This window comes from Pseudoalteromonas rubra (genome assembly GCF_000238295.3).
In the GTDB taxonomy this organism is placed as follows: domain Bacteria; phylum Pseudomonadota; class Gammaproteobacteria; order Enterobacterales; family Alteromonadaceae; genus Pseudoalteromonas; species Pseudoalteromonas rubra.
The window spans coordinates 1-26,617 of sequence record NZ_AHCD03000036.1; the positions used below are offsets into that span (position 1 = coordinate 1).

The following is a 26,617-nucleotide window of genomic DNA, read 5'->3' on the forward strand; positions in this document are numbered from 1 at the left end:
ATCGAAACCCAGCGCAACCCCTTTTTTGAAGAAAAGTGCGAAAAACAGCGCGTTCGGACAAAAATCACACCAAACCTAGTAAAAGTGAATGTAAAACATGCAATATTGCACTTTTTTGAGGCTGGAGTTCTACAATGCAAAGCTCTACACTGGAACTAATCACTGAGACTATCGGTAATAGCAGGTAAAAAAGGGATACTAAAATGACAAACAAGTACAAAGGCAGAAGTTATAAAGGCAAAACCCCAAAACTAGCCACCGGCGTGTATGTAGATGAAAGCGCCGTCCTGGTTGGCGATATCGAAGTGGGTGAACACAGCAGTATCTGGCCTCTAGTCGCTGCACGAGGCGATGTCAATTATATCAGGATTGGTCAACGCACCAATATTCAGGATGGCAGTGTATTGCACCTTACGCGAGCAAGCGCTGGAAACCCGGATGGTTATCCTTTGATCATTGGAGATGATGTTACCGTTGGTCACAAAGTGATGTTACATGGCTGCCAGCTGGGTAATCGTATTCTGGTCGGTATGGGCGCGATAGTTATGGACAATGTTGTAGTAGAGGACGATGTGATCATCGGTGGTGGCGCTTTAGTCCCCCCTAATAAACGTCTTGAGTCGGGCTACCTGTATGTAGGCAGCCCGGTTAAGCAAGCTCGTCCACTCAACGAGCAGGAGATTGCCTTTCTAAAGACATCGGCGCAGAACTATGTCGAGCTAAAGGATGACTACCTCTCAGAGCTGGACTAACTCGATTTCTCCTTGTGCCGAGTACGCCTCATCTTCTATTCGCTGCTCGGCTTGCATTTCATAATCAAACTGATGTGCTTTAAAGTGCGTAAGGGCCTGTTCTTTGGTTAAGGAGGTCGCAATCACACAAGAAACCAGCATCCCCGACACCATGGCCGTAAAGATCAGACATTGGCGCGTCTCGTTGTAGTGAATATCATCATTGATTAAGATTTGCTGATTCACAGGCTACCCTCTTTCATTGCATTAAGCACCGGGGTTACTTCTGGCGTTTGCCCTCGCCACAAGGCAAACGCTTCGGCCGCCTGCCCCACCAGCATTCCCATGCCATCTACACACTGAGCTGCTGCATTATGAGTAGCAACCCAGGCCAAGAAGGCGGTTTGCTGATCGCTGTAGAACATGTCGTACGCCAACGTACAGGTACTCACATGCTGTGGGTCGATATCAGGCACCAGCCCTGTCACACTCGACGACGTTGAATTAATCACCAGATCATAGTTCTGCACAGGCACCTCATTCAGTGCCACCCCCTGCACATTGCCATAATCAGAAAACAACTGCGCAAGTTGCTGCGCTTTTTCTGCGGTGCGATTGGCAATCACAACACTCGCCGCCCCGGCCTGCAAAAGCGGATACACACAACCGCGAGCAGCACCTCCCGCACCAATCAACAGAATGCTTGCACCTGATAAAGTCGCGGTATGGCGCAATAAGTCAGCAACGAGTCCTGCACCATCTGTATTATCACCCAGTAATGACCCATCTGGTTGCGGCATCAAAGTATTGACCGCCCCGGCTAATCGAGCCCGCTCTGTCAACTGTCCGGCCAATTGATATGCTCGCTCTTTAAAAGGCAGCGTGACGTTAGCACCCAAACCACCTTCGGCAAAAAAAGTCGTAACGGTCGCTTCAAACTCAGGGAGCTCGGCCAGTATAGCCCGGTACTCAATAACCGAATTAAACTGACCAGCAAATTGCGTATGAATGGCAGGAGATTTAGAATGCTTAATCGGGTTTCCAAAAACCGCGTATTTATCCATTGAACAGCCTAACTATATAGTGATGTTATATGAAGCAGTTAATTAAACGCATCTTTAACCAAGATGCAAGTGACAATCAATCCTCAGGTACAACACACCAGGCGCCAACGCCCGAGAAAACGCCTTACGAGATCATCGGCGGTGAATCTGGAACCCGAGCACTGGCTAACCGTTTCTATGACATTATGGAAAGTGACCCTTACGCAAAACCTTTATACGATATGCATCCTTTACCCCTGGATCGCATTCGGCAGGTGTTCTTTGAGTTCCTGTCCGGCTGGCTGGGTGGCCCGGACTTGTTTGCGGAGCAATATGGCCACCCCAGACTTAGAATGCGTCATATGCCGTTTACGATAAATAAAGACCTGCGCGATCAGTGGATGTATTGCATGAACAAGGCCCTGGATCTTGAAGTGGACAACCCTTTGTTACGAGAAGGGTTGCGAAAATCGCTGGCTCAATTAGCCACCCACATGATAAATCACGACTAAAGTATTAATTTTATATTAAATTAGCGCAATAATTTTTTGCGCTAAGTCAAACTGGTCTGGTTACTAAACACGCATAATAGCAGCTCAGCTTTTTTAAGGTGCGATGCGTGTGAAATCCATTCAACATAAAATTTATGCGTTACTTGCCATTACAGGCGTTCTGGTGCTCATCGCCAGTATATTAAGTAACTCCAGCCAACAAAAACAACTGGCCGAAGAAACCGTCGAGACCAATATTCGCTTATTGGCAGACAATTATTTCGATTCGATCAACACCATGATGCTCACGGGCACCATGGCAAACCGTGAGATCCTCAGCGATAAGATGCGCAATCACGATAATATTGAAGATGCGCATATCATTCGGGGCGATAAAATCAACAAGCTATATGGCATGGGTAATCCTAACCAGCAACCCACCAGCGACGTGGAGCGGGCGGCATTACAAGGTGAGGAGACCCTGGTTATTGAACAGCGTGACGGCAAGCGTATCATGACCTACCTTAAGCCAATGGTGGCAAGAGAAAACTATAAAGGGACTAACTGCTTAGGGTGTCATCAGGCACAAGAAGGTGACGTGCTGGGTGCGGTGCGAATTAGTTACTCACTCGAAGACATTGACGATACCGTACATAATAACACCTGGATCAGCACAGGCTTGCTGACCGGCATCTTTGCCACCACCTTTGTCATTCTGGGTATCATCTTCCGTAAACTCTTTATTGTCCGACTGAAAACACTGGGTCGTACGATGCGCCTGGCCACCCAGAATAAGGACCTGTCATTGCGTATCGACGATACCATAGATGATGAACTGGGCCGGCTGGCTATTAACTTTAATAAGATGATGGCCTCATTTAAAGATAATATCGCCCAGGTATCAGCCTCATCCCATGTCCTGATCCAATCAGCTGAGCAAATCTACAACGCAGCTGACACCACAGAGCAGGCCATTCAGGAACAGAAACAGGGCACGGATTCAGTCGCTGCCGCAATCAATGAACTGGAAAGCTCGTCCAGCGAGGTAAAGAATACCACCCACTTTGCTTCTGAAAAGTCCGATAGCAGTAATCACCTGGCAGAGCAAAGCATGGCCGTTGCGGAACACACGGAGCAGAGCATCAATCAGCTAGCGCGTGATGTGCGCCAGGCAGCCGATCAGGTCAGTCAGCTGCAGACTCAGACCTTAGAGGTGGGTAAAGTCCTGGAAGTGATCAGCAGTATTGCCGAACAAACCAACTTGCTGGCACTGAATGCGGCAATCGAAGCGGCGCGTGCCGGGGAAGCAGGCCGAGGATTTGCAGTGGTTGCCGACGAAGTCCGTACCCTGGCGACCCGCACCCATGATTCTACAGACGAAATCAAACGCACCATCGACAAGCTGCAAAACGAAGCGGCGCAGACTGTGAGCGCCATGAGTGCGTCTTGTGAGGAAGCCGATGACCGCGCCATGCAAGTAAAACAGGTGGCACAGGCACTCAAGGATATTTCTAATCAGATGCATGAGATTAACGCACTGAATGTGCAAATTGCCGATGCGACGGAACAGCAGAACCTGGCCGCAGAGGAAATTAATCAAAGTGTGGTGGCTATCCGGGACAATGCTGAGCAGTCTTTAATTGATGCCCATGGTAGCAAGCAGATCAGTGAAAACCTGCTTGAGCTGGCTCGCTCTTTGGACGAGCAAGTACGTAGTTTCCGTCTTGAATAACCCTGCCCTGAAAGAAAAAAGGCGCCATCAGCGCCTTTTTTATTGACTCATTGAGCTAGTCCTCTAACGAGGTCATTGCCAACCAGTCTCGCGGACGCAGGAAATGCTTATACAGCATAGCCTCTGGCGCATCATCGGCTGGCGTAAAGTCATATTCCCAGCGTGCTAACGGTGGCATGGACATCAGGATTGACTCTGTTCGCCCACCCGTTTGCAGACCAAACAACGTACCCCGGTCCCAGACCAGGTTAAACTCCACATAGCGACCACGACGATATAACTGGAACTGACGTTGCGCTTCACTGAATGGCGTTGCTTTGCGTTTCTCCATGATTGGCACATACGCTTCCAGGAAGCCTTTGCCAACTGCCTGCATATATTCAAAGCTGGTATCAAAACCCCACTGGTTAAGATCATCAAAGAACAAGCCACCCACACCCCGGGTTTCTTTGCGGTGTTTAAGATAGAAATAATCATCACACCACTTTTTATGGTCAGCATAGACCTGCTCACCAAACGGCTCACACAGCGATTTAGCCACACTGTGCCAGTGCTTCACATCCTCCAGTACAGGATAGAAAGGCGTCAGGTCAAACCCACCACCAAACCACCAGATAGGCTCTTCACCTTCTTTTTCTGCAATGAAGAAACGCACATTCGCATGACTGGTTGGGATGTGGGGGTTTTTGGGGTGGATCACCAAAGACACACCACAGGCATGGAAGCTGCGTCCCGCCAGTTCAGGCCGATGTGCGGTTGCGGATGCAGGCATTGACGCACCATAAACGTGAGAGAAGTTTACTCCCCCCTGCTCGATTACCGCACCGTCACGCATCACACGAGTACGACCACCACCACCCTCTTCGCGCTGCCACGCATCTTCTATAAACTTACCACTACCATCTGCTTGCTCAAGGCCCTGGCATATTTCATCCTGCAGAGCGAGTAAGAACGCTTTAACGGACTCTAAGTTCACCTGACTCAAGGTCATTAACTCCTTATGATTTTGCCACTCAGGGCATCACGGATCTGGCTTGGGCTGGTTTGCTTACCCAATTCGCCCGCCTGATAAAATGCCACTCGACCACCAAAAGCCGCCTCAGCCTCAGCCAGCGTCTTGGCGGGCTCTTCGCCGCTAAAATTCGCACTGGTAGACACAATCGGTTTACCAAATGTCTGACACAGTTGTTTAACGACAGGGTGATCGGTCACTCTAATTGCAATGCTAGGGTTGCCACCGGTCACCCACTGTGGGGCAGTCGCCTTGACTGGCAACAACCAGGTCACTGGGCCAGGCCAGGAGGAAAATATTTCTGCACGTTTATCCTGCGGAATTTTACTGTCATCAACGTACGGCAGGCACTGTGCAAAATTATCGGCGATCAGGATCAGTCCTTTTTCTACCGGACGGTCTTTCAGTGCCAACAGCGCATGGACGGCTTGTTCGTTATCGGGATCACAGCCCAGACCAAAAATTGCTTCGGTCGGGTAACAGATCAGCCCCCCTTGCTGTAGTGCTTCGACGGCATTTTGGGGTAACTGGCGTTGCGTGTCTTGTTCGCTCACTGAGGCTCCTCAATTGTATGCTGACAAACTTTCTGCGGGCATTGTAGCACAGCTTTTCCACCCCGGTGTTTTTGCACCATGACCGGCCAACCACAGGCCTCACAAGCATGCGCTATTGGTGGGTGGTTAACGCTGTACTTGCATTGTGGATAGGTATCGCAGGCATAGAAAAACTTGCCGTACTTATTCTTACGTTTATGTAATGTGCCTTTATGACATTTAGGACAAGGCGGGCCTGGCGCTTCTTCCGGCTCTTCATCATGGGCAATATAATGACACTGAGGATAGCCGGTACAGCCAATAAACATCCCATAACGACCATTGCGCACCACTAAAGGTTCGCTACATAAAGGACAGGCACTGTCTTCGAGCACCTTAATGTCGTGGTTATCATGATGGGCGATGGCACGAATATAGTCGCATGCAGGATAGCTGGCACAACCAAGAAAAGGGCCTGACTTGCTGTGTTTGATCACCAATTCGGAGCCACATTTAGGACACACTTCATATTCCCGCTCCAGGGCATGCTGGTCCGCATTAAACAATGAATGATCTATTTTACTCATAACAAGTCCCCGTCCACTTCACCCCTATGGTTTGCGCCCATAATAGTATCAAGGGAACGTGATATAAGGAACACAGTTACGTCAGTCAGGCAATCTGCCTGACCTAACGAAGTCGCCTCCCGAAATAGAATAGGAGGAACTTAATGCAACGGACCGGTTGGCTCTTCAAAGATCAGGTCTTCCATCTGTGCATAGGCATGCTCTTTACCGGGAACATTAAATAGTACCATCAGGATCACCCACTTCAGATCGTCCAGACAGATGGCCTTCTTATCCAAAGCGCATAAACGGTCAATGACCATTTCACGCGTGGTGCTGTCTATCACCCCGATTTGCTCGACAAACATCAGAAAGCCCCGACATTCGATGTCCAGCATGGCACATTCTTGCTCAGTGTAGATCCGGATCGCGCTATCCGGGCGGGCGTTTAAATAGGGAATTTCATCAGATTGTTGTAAATCGGCCAGTTGTTCAAGCCAGTCCAGTGCTTTGTAAATCTCGTCTTGATTAAAACCGGCCCCGACCAGTTCATCTGTGAGTTCGTTTTGTTCGACGAAGATATCCGCTTCGCTGTGAATATAGTTTTCGAATAAATACATTAGGATATCAAACATAATTAACCCCTCGCTAATTTGATGTAGCCGTCTAATACGCGTTCTACTTTGTCTTCAAGCTCAAGGTCCAGCAGTCTGGCAAGCACCCTTTCTACTGGCCACTGGGTCCTCTGCGATAAGGTATCTACACTGGTTACCTCAAAGCCGAGATGTTGCAATACGGGGCAGTGCTCCTGTTTTTTGTTACTTTCTACTATATATAGACCGTTTTCGGAGAAAAATCTTACCTCTTCGAGAATATCCTCGACTCGCTCGGTGAGTTTTGCGCCCTCTTTCAACAGATAATGGCACCCCTGAGATAAGGGGTTTCTGATCGACCCGGGCACAGCAAATACCTCTTTGTTCTGCTCCAGGGCATAACGCGCGGTAATCAAAGAGCCACTTTTAATTTCAGCTTCAACAACAAGCACCCCCAACGACAGTCCGGAAATAATGCGATTGCGACGTGGAAAGTGCTCGGCTCTGGGCTGACTACCAGGCAAAAACTCGCTGATCAACAGGCCCTGTTCAGCCACCTGCTGATATAAGCTGTGATGTCGTCGCGGATAAATCACATCGACTCCGGTGCCAAGCACTGCCAGAGTCGCCCCACCCTGACTTAACGCTCCCTGATGGGCCGCGCCATCTATGCCTCTTGCCAGACCTGAGGTCACCGCCATACCCACATCACTGAGCGACCGACCAAACTCCCTGGCAATATCTAGTCCGGTGGCCGTGGCGTTTCGACTGCCGACGATGGCAATTTGCGGCTGAGACAGCAAAGACAATCGCCCTTTGCAAAATAACATCAAAGGGGCACTGCTGATCTGTTTTAATAACGGGGGATACGCAGTATCAAAATAACCAACTAGCTGAATATGCTGCGCAATACATTGTTGGATGAGAGTATCTATCGTATGCCAGTCTGGCGCTTGCAGGTAATGGATGGCAGCCTGAGATAATCCAAACTCGCGCAATGTGGTGGCGGTGGCTGTAAAGAGTTCGGCAGGTGAGATGTGTTGGGTCGCGCGCTCCAGTGTACGACTCCCCAATCCCGGGCATAGCCTCAGTGCCAGACTGTGCCGTAAATCCAGTGTTGTCATGCTCCCTCCCTGAGCCTGTCCAGCTACTGTGCTTAATTCAATCAGCTTTATCTAGGCGTGGAAGATTAACGACTGCTAACCGAATCTCCCACTCTTACGGGCTGTCGAGTCTTGGTGACCATGGCATAACTGATGTTGTCATATACTTTAAACAGCATCAGCTCACCCACCTTTTCCTTTGGCATGTGCCAGACGACACTGTCTTCGTCATTCTCTTCGCCAAACCATTCGCTGACTTCGGTGATCACCTTATCCAAGCTGCCGGCATCCTCGACATAACTCGGGCCCGCTTCACTTTCAATCACTGTAGGAGACTGACGATGAATTGCAAGCACATTCCCCTCTTGCAGGTCATCTTTACGACCTAAGTCGATAACCACCACCGCCATGGTGCTGAATTCGCGCAGTTTATTACTGCTGGCAATGATGTTGCCAGAAATGGCCTGAACAGGTTGAGTCATTTTAAAGTTAGCTGAATAGCTTTGCCCGCTGGAGATCGGCATCAACACATCACTGGGTTTCACTTCCCGGCGCACGGATTCTATTTTAACTGTACTTGGCTGACCTGCTTCAATGTTACCCGTCCTTACCACCCGGCCAGTCCCCACCAGCACCGACTCATAGGCTAGTATCGCGCCGTTATCCGGATCCCGGTAAGCATCTCCTTTGCGGTAGATGCCGTAGTTGCCACCCCGAGGCAGATCCCCTTTTACATACAAAAGGTGACCTTCAATGTTCATTCTATAATTAAAGTTTGAGCCCAGCACCATAGGCAATTGCGCAAAATCGCCCTCAGCCATTGCTTGCTCAAAACGCATAAACGGTTCCATAACCGCCAATGGTAAGGTGGGTATTGCCTGATTTTTATCGCTGACAACACGAACCTGGGGTGATAACCGACGTACCCCTTTGGCCAGGCTCAGACGCGGGTTGCCCTCGCTGTCGTAATGAAGCGATAACACATCCCCCGGATAAATCAGATGCGGGTTATTGATCTGGGGATTCCACTGCCATAGTGCAGGCCACTTCCAGGGACTGTTCAGATACAGACTAGAAATATCCCACAGGGTATCCCCTTTCTTAACAACATAACGCTCGGGCGCACTGGTTTTTACCGCCAGCGTTTGCGCTAGGGCAGGAAAAACAGCACTCGTTGCCAGCAAAAGGGCGGCAATATGAGATTTCATGCAGGCTTCCTTGAGTTATTTTTCGATATTATCCACCAAAACCTGTTAAAGGGGAACGTGAATGGCTAAAATAAGAGCATACATTACCCCATTTAATTCAAGTGTAAAAGGTATCTATGGCTAAGTTAGCAGTACTGAGTTTTCCAGATGAACGTTTGCGCACGGTTGCAAAACCAGTTGCCGAAGTAAATGACGAGATCCGTCAGATCGTCGCAGACATGTTGGAAACTATGTATGAAGAAAATGGTATTGGCCTTGCTGCTACGCAGGTAGACATTCATCAGCGTATTGTGGTGATCGATGTCTCAGAAGAACGCGACGAACCGCGCGTGTTGATCAACCCGGAAATCATCGCAAAAGATGGCTCTACCATCAGTGAAGAAGGCTGTTTATCAGTGCCTTACTCCTACGCCAAAGTGGATCGCGCAGAAACGGTGACGGTTAAAGCACTCAACGAGCATGGCGAAAGCTACGAGTTTGACGCCGATGGCTTACTGGCCGTGTGTGTGCAACACGAGCTGGACCACCTGCAGGGCAAGTTGTTCATCGATTACTTGTCGCCGCTGAAGCGTCAGCGGATCCGCAAAAAAATCGAAAAAGAAGCCAAACTAGCGGCACGCGCTTAAGCGTGTCGTTACCGACTATCAATATACTACCTAACTGGAACCTCAAGTGAGCAAATCTCTGCGTATTGTCTTTGCGGGCACCCCGGATTTTGCTGCCAAGCATTTGGCAGCGCTGATCGCATCACATCATGACGTTGTCGCTGTATACAGCCAACCAGACCGCCCAGCCGGCCGCGGTAAAAAACTTAAAGCCAGCGAAGTGAAAACCCTGGCACTGGAACACGATCTGCCCGTTTACCAACCCCACTCACTCAAGTCTGACGATGCACAAGCTGAACTTGCTGCACTAAATGCCGACGTGATGGTGGTGGTGGCGTATGGTCTGCTGTTGCCTAAAGCCATTCTGGACACACCCCGTCTGGGTTGTCTGAATGTCCATGGTTCAATTCTGCCGCGCTGGCGCGGTGCAGCCCCAATCCAACGTGCTATCTGGGCAGGCGATAAAGAAACCGGCGTGACCATTATGCAAATGGATGAAGGTCTGGATACCGGCGACATGCTGCATATTGCTACCTGCCCAATTGATGAAGACGAAACCAGTGCCAGCCTGTATAACAAACTGGCCGAGCTCGGACCGGATGCGCTGGTTGCCACATTAGATAAACTGGCAGCTGGCGCGCTTAACGCCGAGCCACAGGATGATGCCCAGGCCAACTACGCCAAAAAGCTCTCGAAAGAAGAAGCCAATATTGACTGGCAACAAGATGCGCAGCAAATTGAGCGTAACATTCGCGCCTTTAATCCCTGGCCAGTATGCTACACCCAGATGCAAGGCCAGACAGTTAAAATTTGGCAAGCCAAAGTTGTCTCTCAGCAAGGCACACCCGGACAAGTACTCAGCGCAGACAAAGGCGGGATCACCATCGCCTGTGGTGAACAAGCACTGACCATCACTCAGCTCCAGCCGCAAGGTAAAAAGCCCATGTCGGCGCAAGACTTCCTGAATGGTCGCAGCGACTGGGTCACGCCTGGTAGCCAGGTGGGTGCCTGATGGCCAATGTACGCGCGCTCGCCGCGCAAACTCTGTTTCAGGTCGTTGATAAAGGCCAGTCCCTCACAGCCCAACTGCCTTATGCCAGCCGTCAGCTACCAGTGAAAGATCGTGCCCTGTTACAACAGATCTGCTACGGCGTATTACGCCACCTGCCCAGTCTGGAGCACTATTGTCAGCAATTGCTGGAACAGCCACTCAAGGGCAAAAACCGGGTATTTCAGTTTTTGTTGTATGTCGGAATCTACCAACTGCAACATATGCGCGTGCCTGCTCACGCCGCAGTGGCCGAAACCGTCAATGCAGCTAACAAGCTGCAAGCGCCTGGCTTGAAAGGGCTGATCAACGCGGTATTACGTAACTTTCAGCGAGCTCAGGACACCTTAGAAGCCAGTGCCAATGCAATTCCTGTCTGTAAGTACAATCACCCAGGCTGGTTCATCAAAAAGCTGCAAGCCGCTTACCCAGAGCAGTGGGAAGCAATTTTAACGGCCAATCAGCAACAAGCACCTATGTGGCTACGCGTTAACCAACGTCAATCAACCACAGCGGACTATGCTGAGCGCCTTGATGCACAAGGCATTGCCCATACCCTGGATGCGGACTTTGCAGATGGCATTTTGCTGACCAAGCCTGTTGATGTTCAACAATTGCCCGCGTTTGCTCAGGGTGCCAGCTCAGTGCAAGATGCCGCAGCACAAATGGCCGCTCGCTTGCTCGCGCCACAAGACGGCGAGCATATCCTGGACGCCTGTGCCGCACCAGGTGGTAAAACCTGTCATATTCTCGAATTAGCCGATGCCAATGTGATTGCTCTGGATGCGGATGGTGAGCGCCTGAAACGCGTTGACGAGAACCTGCAGCGCCTGCATCTCAGTGCGCAGTGCCTTGAAGCCGATGCGGCCACACCAGATGCCTGGTGGCAAGGTGAACAGTTCGATCGCATTTTATTAGATGTGCCCTGCTCGGCAACCGGCGTGATCCGTCGACACCCGGACATCAAATGGTTGCGTCGCGCCACCGACATTGATGAGCTAGCCACTTTACAAGCCCGTATTCTGGATGCAATCTGGCCATTACTTAAGCCCGGCGGTACCTTAGTGTATGCCACGTGCTCCGTTTTGCCTCAGGAAAATGCTGAACAAGTAGCCGCGTTTTTATCACGCACTGCGGATGCTCAACTCACGCCATTGCATGAACGGGACACGCCAGATGCTCCTGGCTTGCAACTGCTGCCAGGTCATACTGATGGCTTTTATTACGCACGGCTGGAAAAACAATAATAGCGCTTAACTAACGTATGAAAATCATAATCTTAGGTGCCGGACAAGTCGGCGGTACACTGGCCGAAAACCTGGTCGGCGAACAGAATGAAATTACCGTTGTCGACATTGACGGAGAACGATTAAGGGAATTGCAGGACAAGTATGATCTGCAAGGCGTAACTGGGCACAGTGCCCACCCAGATGTGCTCAGACAAGCCGGTGCCGAAGATGCCGATATGGTCATTGCGGTGACCAGTTCGGATGAGGTGAATATGATCGCCTGTCAGGTGGCTTATAGTATTTTTAATACGCCTACTAAAATTGCCCGGATCCGCTCTGAGCAATATCTAAAATATCGGGAAAAGTTATTTCATAACGATGACTTGCCGGTTGATCACTATATAGCGCCGGAGCAACTGGTTACCCGTTATATTCGCCGCCTGATCGATTACCCTGGCGCATTGCAGGTGCTGCAATTTGCCGAAGGGATGTTATCTCTGGTGGCCGTTAAAGCTTACTATGGTGGTCTGCTGGTTGGCTATGCGCTGTCTGCACTGAAGGAGCATATCCCCAATGTAGATACCCGAGTCGCAGCCATCTACCGCCAGGGCAAAGCCATTAAGCCACTGGGCACCACTGTCATAGAAGCTGACGACGAAGTGTTCTTCATTGCGGCGACTAAACATATCCGTGCGGTCATGAACGAGCTGCAAAAGCTCGAACGGTCTTATCGTAAAATAATGATCGCCGGTGGCGGTAATATCGGTGCTGGCCTGGCCAGATCACTCGAAAAAAATCACAGTGTTAAACTCATCGAGCGTAATCATGACCGGGCATCGTCCTTGTCTGAAATGCTCGACAACACCGTGGTCTTTTGTGGCGATGCATCTGATCAGGAACTGCTGTCCGAAGAACATATTGAACAGGTTGATGTGTTCATTGCGGTCACCAACGACGATGAAGCCAACATCATGGCTGCCATGCTCGCCAAACGCATGGGCGCGCAGAAAACCATGGTGCTTATCCAGCGAGGCGCGTACGTTGACCTGGTACAGGGGGGAGAAATCGACATTGCGATTTCACCTCAACAAGCGACCATTTCAGCTCTGCTTACCCACGTTAGACGTGGTGATATAGTAAACGTTTACTCACTTCGTAAGGGCGCTGCAGAAGCCATTGAAGCCGTTGCACACGGCGACGAGAACACCTCAAAAGTGGTTGGCCGCGCCATTCGGGACATCAAGTTACCAGCAGGCACCACCATTGGTGCCATAGTTCGTGACGACGAAGTACTGATAGCCCACGATGACACCATCATCCTCTCAGGAGACCATGTCATCATGTTCCTGATCGACAAAAAACAAATTGGTGTGGTTGAAAAGCTCTTCCAGGTCAGTGCACTGTTTGTGTAATGCTCAGGCCCTGGCTGACCAACTGGTTTGGTCAGCTAGTGCTCGTCTTCTTCAGAGAGAATAGACAAATCTATCAGGTAGTCTTTTAATACCGCTTTGATGGTCGTATCCGGGCCCACGACCTGGATCCCCAAAGACACATTGCCCTCTGCACTTTCGATAATACGGCACACTTTGCCTTTAATAGCAGACGCATTGTCGTCTTTACCTTCAATCAATACTTCACAGTTTTCTGATTCCAGATCATCAGGCAGGTGTTCTTTTTGAATATCAAACATCATACCCGACAACGAAATGTCTTTGATCACGCCCACTTCATTGTAATCGGGCAACTGCAAAATGGCAGGGATTAACGCTGGTACGCGGGTTTGAGCGCGTAGCTGATAGGTTTGTACTTCATGGGGATAGTAAAGAAAAATAAGCCGCGCGGGGTGATTACTAATGGCTTTAATGGTCTCTTTGAAAGCAATGATCTGCCCATTGCTATCTTCAGGCAGGGCCCGGACAATGATCTCCGTCCCCGTCTTCACATAATCAGCCGCCGCGCCGAGTCGCTTAGGGTTGGGATAATTTAAAATAATATACTGATCTTCAAGCACCCCGATAAACTCAGTACGGACGCGTTTCCGGCTGGCTGGCATGACAATTTCGATATCAATCAAGCTGCCTGCGGGGATCTGCGTTAAGTGCTTCCTGCTCCGTTGCGTTTTACGCTTTAACATCTTGTAACCCTGCTAACTACTCTGCTGATAGTGTAGCAGCAAAATACAATTATTATAATGGTGAAAAACCCATTACAGGAACAGGGTTACCCTTGTTATAAATATCCTTTCAGCAAAATTGCTGCATCTCTGAGCGTCATCATACGGCTTTGTACTTCGAGCGTACTCAGAGCCAGGTGTTGTTCATAATGCTCGGTAAAGAACAGCATAGGTTCACCATTACGTTTTGTAATAAAGGTAATACCCAGCATGTGCTCATGATCCGTGTGTGTTAGCCGTCCAGTGTGTTCTTTAAGCACCAGAGGAGGCAAAGTACGTGTTTGCCACAATGCATTTTCTGAAATAATACCGATCACGCACTCACCGGCTTCGACGCCATCGTCACGCTGTAGTGGGACACTTCCGTGAGAAGATGGCAGGCAACTATCATACTGTAAGCACCCGGTTCCACTCATATACTGGTTAAGCTGAGCCACACATTCAGTTAAGTCACTGGCGCCGTCAGACAGGTTTACCTGGCTGATCATCCCTGCTTGAATTGCTTTATGTTTATTTTGATGTGACATGGCAAACATCTCGGCCATTCCTCATAGTTTTGTTTTCTGGCAACACCCACTGTCCGGTGTGGGTAACTTAAAAAAAGTAGGGAGTTAACCCTGACGATACAAATATGACACCGCCGCTAATGAAAAAATGCATTTTTTGCGTTTTTTGATATATTTTTTTAACCAGCGTTAATTTGACTAACACACAACTTTTCAAAAACCACACTATCCACATGATTTAAATAGAATTGTAATTATTTCGAAATGTAAAGGTCAGAAAAATAAATATTAAAAAATTTACAAACATACCTTTATTAGGTCATTTAGATTTGCTTTGGGAGCATGCTGAGCAACAGACTGGTCTTACTCTGTGACAGCAACGAAAGAGTCAGACCGGTCTTTTTGGATAGGTGATGAAACAAGCTGACTCGTCGACACTTTGGGCCCTTCGCCTCGCGTTCGGCCAGCCAACTGAGATTAGTACAGAAAGCCTTCCATGGCGGTGTATTCAAGCTCGACTATCCAAGGCTCGGCGCCCCCGGCCTCGCGTTCTGCCAGCCAGTTTAGATTGGTGCAGAAAGCCATCCATGGCGGTATATTCCGGCTCGGCCATCCAACTGAGATTCGTGCAGAAAGCCCTCCATGGCGGTGTATTCCGGCTCGACCATCCAAGGCTCGGTGCCCCCGGACTCGCGTTCGGCCAGCCAGTTTAGATTGGTGCAGAAAGCCATCCATGGCGGTATATTCCGGCTCGGCCATCCAACTGAGATTCGTGCAGAAAGCCCTCCATGGCGGTGTATTCCGGCTCGACCATCCAAGGCTCGGCGCCCCCGGACTCGCGTTCGGCCAGCTGCGATATGCCACTGGCATATCGGTCTGGCCTCACCCACGCCAGAACGTGGGGGTGAACAGTACTAACAGGGTGAAAATTTCGAGACGGCCGAATACCATGGCCAAGGTTAAAATCCATTTCGCTGAGTCGGGGATATCCCCATAATGAGCCGCAACATCACCCAATCCCGGGCCAAGGTTATTTAAACATGCCGCGGTTGCTGAGAACGCCGTGATGTTGTCCAGTCCGGTACCCAGCAAGGCAATCATGATGATCACAAAGACCAGGGCATAGGCCGAGAAAAATCCCCATACGGCTTCGACTACTTTATCAGGTAGTGCCTTACGCCCCAGCTTAATGGAATATATGGCACGAGGGTGCACCAGACGATTTAGCTCCCGGATCCCCTGTAAATAAAGCAGGAAAACTCGCACCACTTTCATGCCGCCACCGGTTGACCCTGCACATCCCCCAATGAAACTGGAAAAGATCAGCAAAATAGGCAGGAATAAAGGCCAGGCCGCAAAGCTGTCTGTGGCAAAGCCCGCGGTGGTACTGATAGAGACCGCCTGAAACAGTGCATGATCCAGCGTTTCGTCACCATTACTGTATACCTGCTTAGACGACAGCACCGCAAAACATAACACCACCAGCGCAAGCTGAATAAACAGAAAGACCTTGAGCTCAGGGTCTCTGAAGTAAACTTTAATGTTACGGCCCGCCACGGCGGCATAATGCAGTGAAAAGTTGGCGGCGGCAATGAGCAGGAAGAACACACAAATGGCATTGATCATCGGGCTGTCAAAGTGACCGATTGAGGCGTCATAGGTCGAGAACCCGCCAATGGCAATCGTCGCAAACGCATGACAGATAGCATCGAACCAGCTCATCCCGGCCCAGGCATAAGCCAGCGTACAGGCCAGTGTCAAAGTCACATAGATATACCATAAATGCTTGGCGGTATCGGCTATCCGGGGGGTCATTTTCGAGTCCTTAACCGGGCCAGGTGTCTCGGCCCGGTATAGCCATCCACAGCTCGGCGCCCCCGACCTCGCGTTCGGCCAACCAGTTTAGATTGGTGCAGAAAGCCATCCATGGCGGTGTATTCCGGCTCGACCATCCAAGGCTCGGCGCCCCCGGACTCGCGTTCGGCCAGCTGCGATATGCCACTGGCATATCGGTCTGGCCTCACCCACGCCAGAACGTGGGGGTGAACAGTACTAACAGGGTGAAAATTTCGAGACGGCCGAATACCATGGCCAAGGTTAAAATCCATTTCGCTGAGTCGGGGATATCCCCATAATGAGCCGCAACATCACCCAATCCCGGGCCAAGGTTATTTAAACATGCCGCGGTTGCTGAGAACGCCGTGATGTTGTCCAGTCCGGTACCCAGCAAGGCAATCATGATGATCACAAAGACCAGGGCATAGGCCGAGAAAAATCCCCATACGGCTTCGACTACTTTATCAGGTAGTGCCTTACGCCCCAGCTTAATGGAATATATGGCACGAGGGTGCACCAGACGATTTAGCTCCCGGATCCCCTGTAAATAAAGCAGGAAAACTCGCACCACTTTCATGCCGCCACCGGTTGACCCTGCACATCCCCCAATGAAACTGGAAAAGATCAGCAAAATAGGCAGGAATAAAGGCCAGGCCGCAAAGCTGTCTGTGGCAAAGCCCGCGGTGGTACTGATAGAGACCGCCTGAAACAGTGCATGATCCAGCGTTTCGTCACCATTACTGTATACCTGCTTAGACGACAGCACCGCAAAACATAACACCACCAGCGCAAGCTGAATAAACAGAAAGACCTTGAGCTCAGGGTCTCTGAAGTAAACTTTAATGTTACGGCCCGCCACGGCGGCATAATGCAGTGAAAAGTTGGCGGCGGCAATGAGCAGGAAGAACACACAAATGGCATTGATCATCGGGCTGTCAAAGTGACCGATTGAGGCGTCATAGGTCGAGAACCCGCCAATGGCAATCGTCGCAAACGCATGACAGATAGCATCGAACCAGCTCATCCCGGCCCAGGCATAAGCCAGCGTACAGGCCAGTGTCAAAGTCACATAGATATACCATAAATGCTTGGCGGTATCGGCTATCCGGGGGGTCATTTTCGAGTCCTTAACCGGGCCAGGTGTCTCGGCCCGGTATAGCTGCATGCCACCAACGCCTAGCATTGGCAATACCGCAACGGCCAAAACAATGATCCCCATACCACCAAGCCATTGCAATTGCTGACGATAAAAAAGGACAGATTTGGGCAAGTATTCAATGCCCGTCAATACCGTTGCCCCTGTGGTTGTCAGGCCAGAAAAGGCCTCAAAAACCGCATCGGCAAACGACAGATTGGGTTCACTTAAGAAGATCAGCGGCACAGCCGCAAAAGCCCCCAGTACCAGCCAGAACAAGACCACGATCAGGAAGCCCTCTCTGGCTTTCAGATCGCCCTGCTCTTTGCGGTTTGGGTAGTAGGCCATCAGGCCAATCAGCACGCTAAAGATAAATGCCAGGACAAACGGCACACCACCGCCGTCCTTATAGATTAAAGACACCAGAGCCGGTGGCACCATAGTCAGACTAAAGAGCGCTACAAGCTGTCCGAGTATCTTTATAATGGTACGAAATTGCATGGCGCGATTCGCGAGTTATTGTAATTACACCTGATTGTCTAATACATCACTCAGTTAGTAAACCGCGAAACCCGTCTCAGGACGCTTTGAGTCTCAGTGACACGGCACCATGCGTCAGATCATGCACCGACGCAATCGCTGTTTTTGCTTCACGACTATCCAGTTCAATCTCCCAGGAGATAGATGCGCCATACTGCTTATCTATGTTGAGTACGGTGTACTGGCTATTAAGGTGCTGCTCTATACTTCCCTGCAGGCCATAGTCAGAGTCACCCACTAAGGTCGTGGCGGGGATCTTAATTTGAGTCGGCAGTGTGTCCAGCGCATTGTTAAGTGTCCCGCCATAAGCGCGTACCAGTCCACCCGTACCAAGCTTGATACCCCCGAAATAACGCGTAGTCACGGCGGTGATCTCTCCGAGTCCGGAGCCCAGCAACACATTTAACATTGGTTTACCGGCCGTGCCATTGGGCTCCCCATCATCTGAAAAGCCCAGCACATGGCTGCCACCCGGTGCACCGGCAATATGAGCCCAGCAATTATGCCGGGCATCCGGATATTGCTCGTTAATCGCGCGGATAAATGCCTTGGCATCCTCTAGAGTGGGCGTATGGGCAATGTGCACGATAAACGTGCTTTTCTTAATTTCTTCGTGATGTGAAATGGTACTGCTTGGAATGGCGTATTCAGACATGGGAATTCAACAAAACAACACGGGGAGCACAAGGCTCCCAGTTTAACACAGTTAACCCGGACGCTGGGTTAATCCAGCGCCAGATCCCGGGTCATATTCTCCAGGCGGTCATCATGGACAATGATATTATCTTCAATGCGGATCCCGCCGTATGGCTTGAATGCGTCCACTTTATCCCAGTTAATGTACTGTTTGTTGTCCGTTTGCGCCAGATCACCCAAAAGAGAATCAATAAAATACAAACCAGGTTCAATGGTAAATACCTGACCAGCTTCAATCTTACGCGTACAGCGCAAGAACGGATGGCCTTCAGGTGGTGCCTGATGCGTCCCCAGCTCATCCGCCATAAAACCGCCCATGTCATGGACCTGCAAGCCCAGGTGGTGGCCCAGACCATGCGGGAAGAACGTCGATGTAATGCCCTGCGCCAGGATCCCATCAACGCTCAGACCACGCACCAGATCAAAATCCACCAGCACCTGAGCAATGCGCTTGTGGCAGTCCAGGTGCAACTCGCCGTATAGCTTACCCGGTTGTAATCCCTGACCTAATTCAATCTGATGAGTATTCATCACCTGGATAAGATCAGAAAATTCTCCCTGACGCGCAAAATCATAAGTACGCGTAATATCGGATGCGTAACCATTGAAGTTAGCCCCAGCATCAATCAGGAAGGATAAGTGCTGCTGCGGCGCACGACGCTCAAAATGCGTGTAATGCAGGATCGCACAATTTTCGTTTAACGCCACAATATTGCCATACGGCGTGTCATTTTCCATGTGCTCAGTGGCTTGCAAATAGGCCTGCTGAATACCGTACTCCGACTCTTTGGCATAAAAGGCATCGCGCGCGGCTTTGTGGCCCAGCACTGCCAGGCGATTTGCTTCGCGTAAACAAGTAAGTTCATAGTGGGTCTTGTAAGCGCGGTGGAAGTGCAAATAGTTCATCACCGGCTCCGGGTTCACCTGCGTAAATCCAAGTGCCTGTGCCACCTCAAGATACTCACCAATATAAGCCAGGTTTGCTTTGTCGTACGGTAAGTATTGTTCAACCTGATCGGGCTGAATCAGCAGTTGAATGTCAAAATAGTCAGCCCAATAGTCATTGGGCTCATCCGGTACTTTGTGCCAGAAATCCACTGGGCGATAGAAAATCAATTTAGGCTTATCAGTGCCATTCACGACCAGCCAACAGTGCGGATTATCGATGACCGGTAACCACGCCTTGAATTGCGGGTTCACCTTGAACGGATAATACATGTCATCCAGAAACTGACGCTTGGCCTGTCCGGAGTGGATAACGAGCCCATCCAGATTCTCACGTTCAATTATGGTCTTCGTACGCTGTTGCAGCGTTGCGATATGCTCGGCATACAAATTTGCTAATTGTTCCATTGGTGTACCCATTTTATTTAATTCGCTTGTCACTGAGTCTAACATAGCGCCACAGGTTTAAAGAAGTAAAGCCGGCCGCGGTCAGCCTCGCTATCGCGAGACAAACCGACAACTGAATAGGTTATACGCTTTACTTACCGCCAATCTGCATATCGAGAATGCCAGCCAGAATGTTCCCCTCACGACCTAACTTGGTGTACCAGTCCACCCGTACCAAGCTTGATACCCCCGAAATAACGCGTAGTCACGGCGGTGATCTCTCCGAGTCCGGAGCCCAGCAACACATTTAACATTGGTTTACCGGCCGTGCCATTGGGCTCCCCATCATCTGAAAAGCCCAGCACATGGCTGCCACCCGGTGCACCGGCAATATGAGCCCAGCAATTATGCCGGGCATCCGGATATTGCTCGTTAATCGCGCGGATAAATGCCTTGGCATCCTCTAGAGTGGGCGTATGGGCAATGTGCACGATAAACGTGCTTTTCTTAATTTCTTCGTGATGTGAAATGGTACTGCTTGGAATGGCGTATTCAGACATGGGAATTCAACAAAACAACACGGGGAGCACAAGGCTCCCAGTTTAACACAGTTAACCCGGACGCTGGGTTAATCCAGCGCCAGATCCCGGGTCATATTCTCCAGGCGGTCATCATGGACAATGATATTATCTTCAATGCGGATCCCGCCGTATGGCTTGAATGCGTCCACTTTATCCCAGTTAATGTACTGTTTGTTGTCCGTTTGCGCCAGATCACCCAAAAGAGAATCAATAAAATACAAACCAGGTTCAATGGTAAATACCTGACCAGCTTCAATCTTACGCGTACAGCGCAAGAACGGATGGCCTTCAGGTGGTGCCTGATGCGTCCCCAGCTCATCCGCCATAAAACCGCCCATGTCATGGACCTGCAAGCCCAGGTGGTGGCCCAGACCATGCGGGAAGAACGTCGATGTAATGCCCTGCGCCAGGATCCCATCAACGCTCAGACCACGCACCAGATCAAAATCCACCAGCACCTGAGCAATGCGCTTGTGGCAGTCCAGGTGCAACTCGCCGTATAGCTTACCCGGTTGTAATCCCTGACCTAATTCAATCTGATGAGTATTCATCACCTGGATAAGATCAGAAAATTCTCCCTGACGCGCAAAATCATAAGTACGCGTAATATCGGATGCGTAACCATTGAAGTTAGCCCCAGCATCAATCAGGAAGGATAAGTGCTGCTGCGGCGCACGACGCTCAAAATGCGTGTAATGCAGGATCGCACAATTTTCGTTTAACGCCACAATATTGCCATACGGCGTGTCATTTTCCATGTGCTCAGTGGCTTGCAAATAGGCCTGCTGAATACCGTACTCCGACTCTTTGGCATAAAAGGCATCGCGCGCGGCTTTGTGGCCCAGCACTGCCAGGCGATTTGCTTCGCGTAAACAAGTAAGTTCATAGTGGGTCTTGTAAGCGCGGTGGAAGTGCAAATAGTTCATCACCGGCTCCGGGTTCACCTGCGTAAATCCAAGTGCCTGTGCCACCTCAAGATACTCACCAATATAAGCCAGGTTTGCTTTGTCGTACGGTAAGTATTGTTCAACCTGATCGGGCTGAATCAGCAGTTGAATGTCAAAATAGTCAGCCCAATAGTCATTGGGCTCATCCGGTACTTTGTGCCAGAAATCCACTGGGCGATAGAAAATCAATTTAGGCTTATCAGTGCCATTCACGACCAGCCAACAGTGCGGATTATCGATGACCGGTAACCACGCCTTGAATTGCGGGTTCACCTTGAACGGATAATACATGTCATCCAGAAACTGACGCTTGGCCTGTCCGGAGTGGATAACGAGCCCATCCAGATTCTCACGTTCAATTATGGTCTTCGTACGCTGTTGCAGCGTTGCGATATGCTCGGCATACAAATTTGCTAATTGTTCCATTGGTGTACCCATTTTATTTAATTCGCTTGTCACTGAGTCTAACATAGCGCCACAGGTTTAAAGAAGTAAAGCCGGCCGCGGTCAGCCTCGCTATCGCGAGACAAACCGACAACTGAATAGGTTATACGCTTTACTTACCGCCAATCTGCATATCGAGAATGCCAGCCAGAATGTTCCCCTCACGACCTAACTTGGTGTGATAAACCTGGCGATACGCCATGACATTTTTGACATAGTCACGGGTTTCCCGATAAGGGATCAATTCGATCCATAACTCCGCAGGCATGGCCTCTCGCGGGATCCAGCGCTTCACACGATGAAAGCCGGCATTGTAAGAGGCTGTGGCCAGGATCTCATTGCCTTTATTCTTGCCTTTTAGGTAATCGAGATAATCGGTACCCAGACGAATGTTGGTCGCCGGTTTCATTAATTGACGTGTCGATACCCGTGACTTAGCCACATACTTCGCGGTGCTGGGCAGTAGCTGCATCAAACCGTATGCATCTGCATGGGAGCGAGCATCGGGCGCGAATGAACTTTCTCTACGTGCGATGGCAAAGCTCCACGCCAAATCAACCTTATTGCGTTCGCTATAGCGAACAAACAGATCATCAAATGCCATTGGAAAACGTAAGTCTACATAGTTCCAGGCTTTGATCTGTGCCAGCGTATAAATGGTGCTGTCATACCAATCGAGTTCAGCCGCCAGTACCGACGCCGCCAGTTTTTCTGCGGTGCTGGAGGTATTGGTTAAATAGTTCCACTCGCGCCGCGCTGCGGTAAAACGCTCCAGCTCATAGAGTGCTTTCGCCCTTTTAAAGCCGGGCGCTTGTGATACCTTGGCCACAATGCTCGGCGGCACATTCAGCGGCTCAGCATTGAGTTGCGCAGGCAGATCCAAGCGCGCAGCAGCAAGAAAGCCATAATAATCACGCTTCGATGCAATTTGTCGCCACAAGGCTTGCGCTTTCTCCATCTGATTGCGTTTGGCATAGCTATAGCCCAGCCAATATGTCTGACCATGACTGAGATTTTCCATGCCCGTAAACAGCACGGCTATCCCTTCCCAATCCTGCTCTTTAAGCATATTACTCATCATCCACTGACGCAGTTTCTTATCCTGTAACTCCTGAGGCACTTTGTTGAGCCAGAACTTAGCCTGCTCATGACCTTTGGACGCCAGCGCCAAGGCAAACCGATATGCCACACTGTCCTGTTGTGCCTGCGTAAAGGTAAACATGCCCTGCAATTTATCCCAGGCGCGTAATGCCAACTTAGGATCGCGCCAGATCAAACGTCGGACACCATAAACGGCTATCTCTGCTTCTTTGGCAGAGCGCTGCTTATATCGGTAAAGACCAGCAGATGCGCTGGGATCGCGCCGTACGCTAAGATAGAGATCTGCCAAGTAGGCTTCTTTGCGGGGCAACAAGGTTTTTAAATACTTGAGTAGCGACGCCTGACCGCCCTGCGCGGCGTGCGTGATCCTTTGCCACACCAGCGCTTGTGTCCGATACCCGGCTTTTTGCCAGCGGCTAAACAATTTGTCGCAAGCTTTAGGTTGAGACTTACCGACAACCCACAATGGCTCCACCTGATCCAAAATGGCTTTTTCTGGCGCGCCCAGGTCCAGCTGGAACTGTAAGTAGGTACATTTCAGCTCCGCATTGGTGGTGTCCTGATAATGTTCTATAAAGAGGGCTTTTTTATTGCGACGCTTGAGATAATTCAACCAGCTCTTTCGTACCATCCAGTCCAGTGGCGTATGATCATAAATTGACAAAAAGCGCCCTATCTCGTCCTGATATTTGAGTTTTGGATGGCGTTTATAGAAGGTTGCCTCAACATATGGCTTAAGGGGATGATCGAGCTCGGCAAGCGACTTTTTAAAGGCCCGATAATTGCCACTCCACGCCACCCGCTCTGCGTCTTTGAACGCCTGATGCGGATCCGCAGCTTGTCCCAGGTGGCTCCAGGCCCCGCTGCACACTGCAAGGCACGTGACAGCAAAACGACTAAACCATAATTTCATAGGCTTAACTTTCATTCTCTTGATTGGCAGTCAATGTTCTGGGGTGTCTAAAATGCAACTAAAAAAGGCCCACACCAAAACACCTTCCTTTCTGTGAGTTCCCTGCCCGGGCGCACTGTGTGCACACCAAACAGTCGTGTGTTTGACACCAGACTATTGTGTGACAACTTGCCCAAGGCTTAACGTCCGGACAAACCTTGTCATCCGGAAAATAATCAGCCAAACCACCTTAGCATTGTGCCTAACCCTTTGCAGTAAACCTGCGGTAAATTTTTCATTGCAATTTTCTTTTAAAGACGCCACACTGAATGAAATGACAACTCATCGTACCAGTGTAAAAACACGGGAGAACATGTATGTTAATGAAACGCGAGTCCTTTGTTGTGGATTTCTACAAAGGCAAAATCGCTGAGTTTAAGTTTTGTTTGCCAGGTTCGGTCAACAAATTATCTCAGCAAACCCTGCAAGATTGTCATGCGGCGCTCAAAGAGCTGGCACAACGTGATGACATCGATGGCCTGATTTTTAGCTCCGACAAAGACCACTTTATTGTTGGTGCCGACATTTTCGAATTCCTGCCCACCTTTGACCGCCCGGAAGCCGAGCTGGTTGAATGGATCAAAGCAGCCACCGACGTATTTGATGCCCTAGAAGATTTACCTTTCCCAACCTTGTCTGCGGTCAATGGTCTGGCACTGGGCGGTGGTTGCGAGTGGGTACTTGCTACCGATTATCGTATTGCTTCTGATAGCGTAAAAATTGGCCTGCCAGAAGTGAAGCTGGGCATTATGCCAGGCTTTGGTGGTACCGTACGTCTGCCACGCCTTATTGGTGCGGACAACGCGATGACCTGGATCACCACAGGTAAAGAAAACCGCGCAGCTGACGCGCTAAAAGTCGGTGCAGTGGATGCCGTCGTCGCTCAGGATAAGCTGATGGACGCCGCACTGCGTACCATGGAGCAAGCCGTTGCCGGTAAGCTGGACTGGCGCGCTAAACGCCAAATCAAGCTCGACCCGCTGAAAATGAACCGCGTTGAGCAAGGCATGAGCTTTGCGATGGCCGAAGGCATGGTCATGGCCAAAACCAAAGGCCACTACCCGGCACCTGTAATGGCGGTTAAAACCATCAAAGCTGCAGCCAATATGGGTCGCGATGAAGCGATGGCAGTCGAAAATGCAAGCTTCGCCAAACTGGCTAAAACCGCAGAAGCCGCGGCACAAACCGGGATCTTCCTGGCCGATCAGTACATCAAAAGCGTTGCCAAGAAACAGGCGAAACAAAGCCAGACTGACATCAAGCAAGCAGCCGTTCTGGGCGCTGGCATCATGGGTGGCGGTATCGCTTACCAGTCGGCGTATAAAGGCACACCGATTGTCATGAAAGACATCAGTCAGGGCGCGCTGGACCTGGGCATGGGCGAAGCGGCTAAGTTGCTGGGCAAAAAAGTCGAGCGTGGTCACATGAAGCTGGACAAAATGGTTGGCACGCTGGCACAGATCAAGCCGACGCTGAATGACCGTGACCTGGAAGGCAGTGACATCATCGTTGAAGCGGTTGTCGAAAACCCACAAGTCAAGAAAACCGTACTGGCGGGCCTTGAACAGCAACTACCCGCTGGCACTATCCTGACCTCGAACACTTCAACCATTCGCATCGATGAACTGGCAGAAGGACTGGCGCGTCCTGAGCACTTCTGTGGTATGCACTTCTTTAACCCGGTGCCAAAAATGCCGCTGGTTGAGATTATTCGCGGCGCGAAAACCTCAGATGACACCGTTGCGGCTGTTGTCGACTATGCACTGAAGCTGGGCAAGTCGCCAATCGTTGTGAACGACTGTCCGGGCTTCTTCGTGAATCGCGTCTTGTTCCCTTATTTTGCCGGTTTCAGCCAGCTCGTCGTGGAAGGTGCTGACTTCACACAAGTCGACAAAGTCATGGAAAATGTCTTTGGCTGGCCGATGGGTCCGGCTTACCTGCTGGACGTTGTTGGGATCGACACAGCCAATCACTGTACCGGCGTGATGGCGGATGGTTTCCCAACCCGCATGGCACGTCAGGACAAAGATCCGGTTGCCCACCTGGCCAACGCAAATCGCTTTGGACAGAAAAACCAGAAAGGTTTCTACCAGTATGCACCGGATCGCAAAGGTCGCCTGAAGAAGAGCAAAGATGCCGACGCCGTTGCCCTGCTGAGCGAAATTTGTGATGCACCTGCACAATTTGACAAACAAACCATCATCGAGCGCTGTATGGTACCGATGATCAACGAAGTGTTGCTGTGTCTGCAAGAAGGCATCGTTGCCTCACCACAAGAAGCCGATATGGCACTGATCTACGGTATTGGCTTCCCACCATTCCGGGGTGGCGCATTCCGTTATCTGGATCAACTGGGTCTGGCGGAGTTCGTGAAAATCGCCGACAAATACGCACAGTTAGGCGAAATCTATCAGGTGTCGGAGCAAACCCGTGAGTGGGCAGCTGCCGGTAAAGTATTCTACAAAGTGGAGGGTCAGTAA

At 50.3% G+C, this 26,617-nt stretch carries 23 protein-coding genes and 2 pseudogenes; 8 read left to right on the forward strand and 17 right to left on the reverse strand.

Annotated elements, in window-relative coordinates:
* Positions 1–203: 203 nt before the first annotated feature.
* Positions 204–752 carry a gamma carbonic anhydrase family protein gene (locus PRUB_RS17000; protein WP_010384815.1) on the forward strand — a complete coding sequence of 183 codons (549 nt, stop codon included), beginning with the start codon at positions 204–206 and terminating at the stop codon, positions 750–752.
* Here the strand turns inward: PRUB_RS17000 and PRUB_RS17005 are convergent.
* Positions 738–977: a DUF1488 family protein gene (locus PRUB_RS17005; RefSeq protein WP_010384816.1), complete on the reverse strand. Its 240-nt coding sequence runs from the start codon at positions 975–977 to the stop codon at positions 738–740. The genes PRUB_RS17000 and PRUB_RS17005 overlap by 15 nt on opposite strands.
* Positions 974–1,795 carry a shikimate dehydrogenase gene (aroE, locus tag PRUB_RS17010; protein ID WP_010384817.1) on the reverse strand — a complete coding sequence of 274 codons (822 nt, stop codon included), beginning with the start codon at positions 1,793–1,795 and terminating at the stop codon, positions 974–976. The genes PRUB_RS17005 and aroE overlap by 4 nt, the downstream gene beginning before the upstream one ends.
* Positions 1,796–1,824: 29 nt before the next feature.
* On the opposite strand from aroE, the gene PRUB_RS17015 reads away from it, so the two are divergent.
* Both PRUB_RS17015 and PRUB_RS17020 read left to right on the forward strand, forming a co-directional pair.
* Positions 1,825–2,286: a group II truncated hemoglobin gene (locus PRUB_RS17015; RefSeq protein WP_010384818.1), complete on the forward strand. Its 462-nt coding sequence runs from the start codon at positions 1,825–1,827 to the stop codon at positions 2,284–2,286.
* 103 nt (positions 2,287–2,389) lie between these two features.
* Entirely contained in the window at positions 2,390–3,997 is a 1,608-nt protein-coding gene (locus PRUB_RS17020; RefSeq protein WP_010384819.1) for a methyl-accepting chemotaxis protein, read from the forward strand.
* 55 nt (positions 3,998–4,052) lie between these two features.
* Here the strand turns inward: PRUB_RS17020 and hemF are convergent, their stop codons facing one another.
* From hemF to PRUB_RS17050, 6 genes are all read right to left on the reverse strand, one after another.
* Positions 4,053–4,988 (reverse strand): oxygen-dependent coproporphyrinogen oxidase, encoded by a 936-nt coding sequence (hemF, locus tag PRUB_RS17025; RefSeq protein ID WP_010384820.1) that lies wholly within the window; start codon positions 4,986–4,988, stop codon positions 4,053–4,055.
* The gene (tsaC, locus tag PRUB_RS17030) at positions 4,988–5,563 is read right to left on the reverse strand and encodes an L-threonylcarbamoyladenylate synthase type 1 TsaC (protein ID WP_010384821.1); all 576 of its coding nucleotides are present in this window, start codon (positions 5,561–5,563) and stop codon (positions 4,988–4,990) included. Before tsaC ends, hemF begins: the two co-directional genes overlap by 1 nt.
* A complete protein-coding gene (locus PRUB_RS17035; RefSeq protein WP_010384822.1) occupies positions 5,560–6,129 on the reverse strand; it encodes a DNA topoisomerase family protein in 570 nt (189 codons plus the stop codon). The genes tsaC and PRUB_RS17035 overlap by 4 nt, the downstream gene beginning before the upstream one ends.
* Positions 6,130–6,269: 140 nt before the next feature.
* Complete coding sequence (locus tag PRUB_RS17040) at positions 6,270–6,743, reverse strand: DUF494 family protein (RefSeq protein ID WP_010384823.1); 474 nt, start codon at positions 6,741–6,743, stop codon at positions 6,270–6,272.
* Positions 6,744–6,745: 2 nt separating this feature from the next.
* Positions 6,746–7,825, reverse strand: a complete 1,080-nt coding sequence (dprA, locus tag PRUB_RS17045; protein WP_010384824.1) for a DNA-processing protein DprA — start codon at positions 7,823–7,825, stop codon at positions 6,746–6,748.
* A gap of 65 nt (positions 7,826–7,890) precedes the next feature.
* The gene (locus PRUB_RS17050) at positions 7,891–9,012 is read right to left on the reverse strand and encodes a LysM peptidoglycan-binding domain-containing protein (RefSeq protein WP_010384825.1); all 1,122 of its coding nucleotides are present in this window, start codon (positions 9,010–9,012) and stop codon (positions 7,891–7,893) included.
* 116 nt (positions 9,013–9,128) lie between these two features.
* Here PRUB_RS17050 and def point away from each other — a divergent pair, with 116 nt between their 5' ends.
* From def to trkA, 4 genes are read left to right on the forward strand one after another with little or no spacing between them, the layout of a single operon-like run.
* Entirely contained in the window at positions 9,129–9,638 is a 510-nt protein-coding gene (gene def, locus PRUB_RS17055; RefSeq protein WP_010384826.1) for a peptide deformylase, read from the forward strand.
* Between the two features lie 46 nt (positions 9,639–9,684).
* Entirely contained in the window at positions 9,685–10,629 is a 945-nt protein-coding gene (gene fmt / locus PRUB_RS17060; RefSeq protein ID WP_010384827.1) for a methionyl-tRNA formyltransferase, read from the forward strand.
* Positions 10,629–11,912 (forward strand): 16S rRNA (cytosine(967)-C(5))-methyltransferase RsmB, encoded by a 1,284-nt coding sequence (gene rsmB / locus PRUB_RS17065; protein WP_010384828.1) that lies wholly within the window; start codon positions 10,629–10,631, stop codon positions 11,910–11,912. Before fmt ends, rsmB begins: the two co-directional genes overlap by 1 nt.
* A 17-nt stretch (positions 11,913–11,929) precedes the next feature.
* Entirely contained in the window at positions 11,930–13,306 is a 1,377-nt protein-coding gene (gene trkA, locus PRUB_RS17070) for a Trk system potassium transporter TrkA (protein ID WP_010384830.1), read from the forward strand.
* A gap of 35 nt (positions 13,307–13,341) precedes the next feature.
* Here the strand turns inward: trkA and PRUB_RS17075 are convergent, their stop codons facing one another.
* The 9 genes and pseudogenes from PRUB_RS17075 to PRUB_RS17115 form a co-directional block, all read right to left on the reverse strand.
* On the reverse strand, positions 13,342–14,028 hold the full coding sequence (locus tag PRUB_RS17075; protein WP_010384831.1) for a flagellar brake domain-containing protein: 687 nt from the start codon (positions 14,026–14,028) through the stop codon (positions 13,342–13,344).
* Between the two features lie 95 nt (positions 14,029–14,123).
* On the reverse strand, positions 14,124–14,594 hold the full coding sequence (locus PRUB_RS17080; RefSeq protein ID WP_198452368.1) for a hypothetical protein: 471 nt from the start codon (positions 14,592–14,594) through the stop codon (positions 14,124–14,126).
* 861 nt (positions 14,595–15,455) lie between these two features.
* Positions 15,456–16,430: pseudogene (locus PRUB_RS17085) on the reverse strand (potassium transporter TrkG); the annotation flags it as partial.
* A 163-nt stretch (positions 16,431–16,593) separates the two neighbouring features.
* Positions 16,594–18,045 (reverse strand): TrkH family potassium uptake protein, encoded by a 1,452-nt coding sequence (locus PRUB_RS17090; protein ID WP_010384834.1) that lies wholly within the window; start codon positions 18,043–18,045, stop codon positions 16,594–16,596.
* A gap of 76 nt (positions 18,046–18,121) precedes the next feature.
* On the reverse strand, positions 18,122–18,739 hold the full coding sequence (locus tag PRUB_RS17095; protein ID WP_010384837.1) for a YigZ family protein: 618 nt from the start codon (positions 18,737–18,739) through the stop codon (positions 18,122–18,124).
* A gap of 68 nt (positions 18,740–18,807) precedes the next feature.
* Entirely contained in the window at positions 18,808–20,133 is a 1,326-nt protein-coding gene (pepQ, locus tag PRUB_RS17100; RefSeq protein WP_010384838.1) for a Xaa-Pro dipeptidase, read from the reverse strand.
* Between the two features lie 197 nt (positions 20,134–20,330).
* Positions 20,331–20,672: pseudogene (locus tag PRUB_RS17105) on the reverse strand (YigZ family protein); the annotation flags it as partial.
* A gap of 68 nt (positions 20,673–20,740) precedes the next feature.
* Complete coding sequence (pepQ, locus tag PRUB_RS17110; protein WP_010384838.1) at positions 20,741–22,066, reverse strand: Xaa-Pro dipeptidase; 1,326 nt, start codon at positions 22,064–22,066, stop codon at positions 20,741–20,743.
* Between the two features lie 130 nt (positions 22,067–22,196).
* The gene (locus PRUB_RS17115; protein WP_010384839.1) at positions 22,197–24,098 is read right to left on the reverse strand and encodes a transglycosylase SLT domain-containing protein; all 1,902 of its coding nucleotides are present in this window, start codon (positions 24,096–24,098) and stop codon (positions 22,197–22,199) included.
* A 356-nt stretch (positions 24,099–24,454) separates the two neighbouring features.
* On the opposite strand from PRUB_RS17115, the gene fadB reads away from it, so the two are divergent.
* The gene (gene fadB, locus PRUB_RS17120) at positions 24,455–26,617 is read left to right on the forward strand and encodes a fatty acid oxidation complex subunit alpha FadB (protein ID WP_010384840.1); all 2,163 of its coding nucleotides are present in this window, start codon (positions 24,455–24,457) and stop codon (positions 26,615–26,617) included.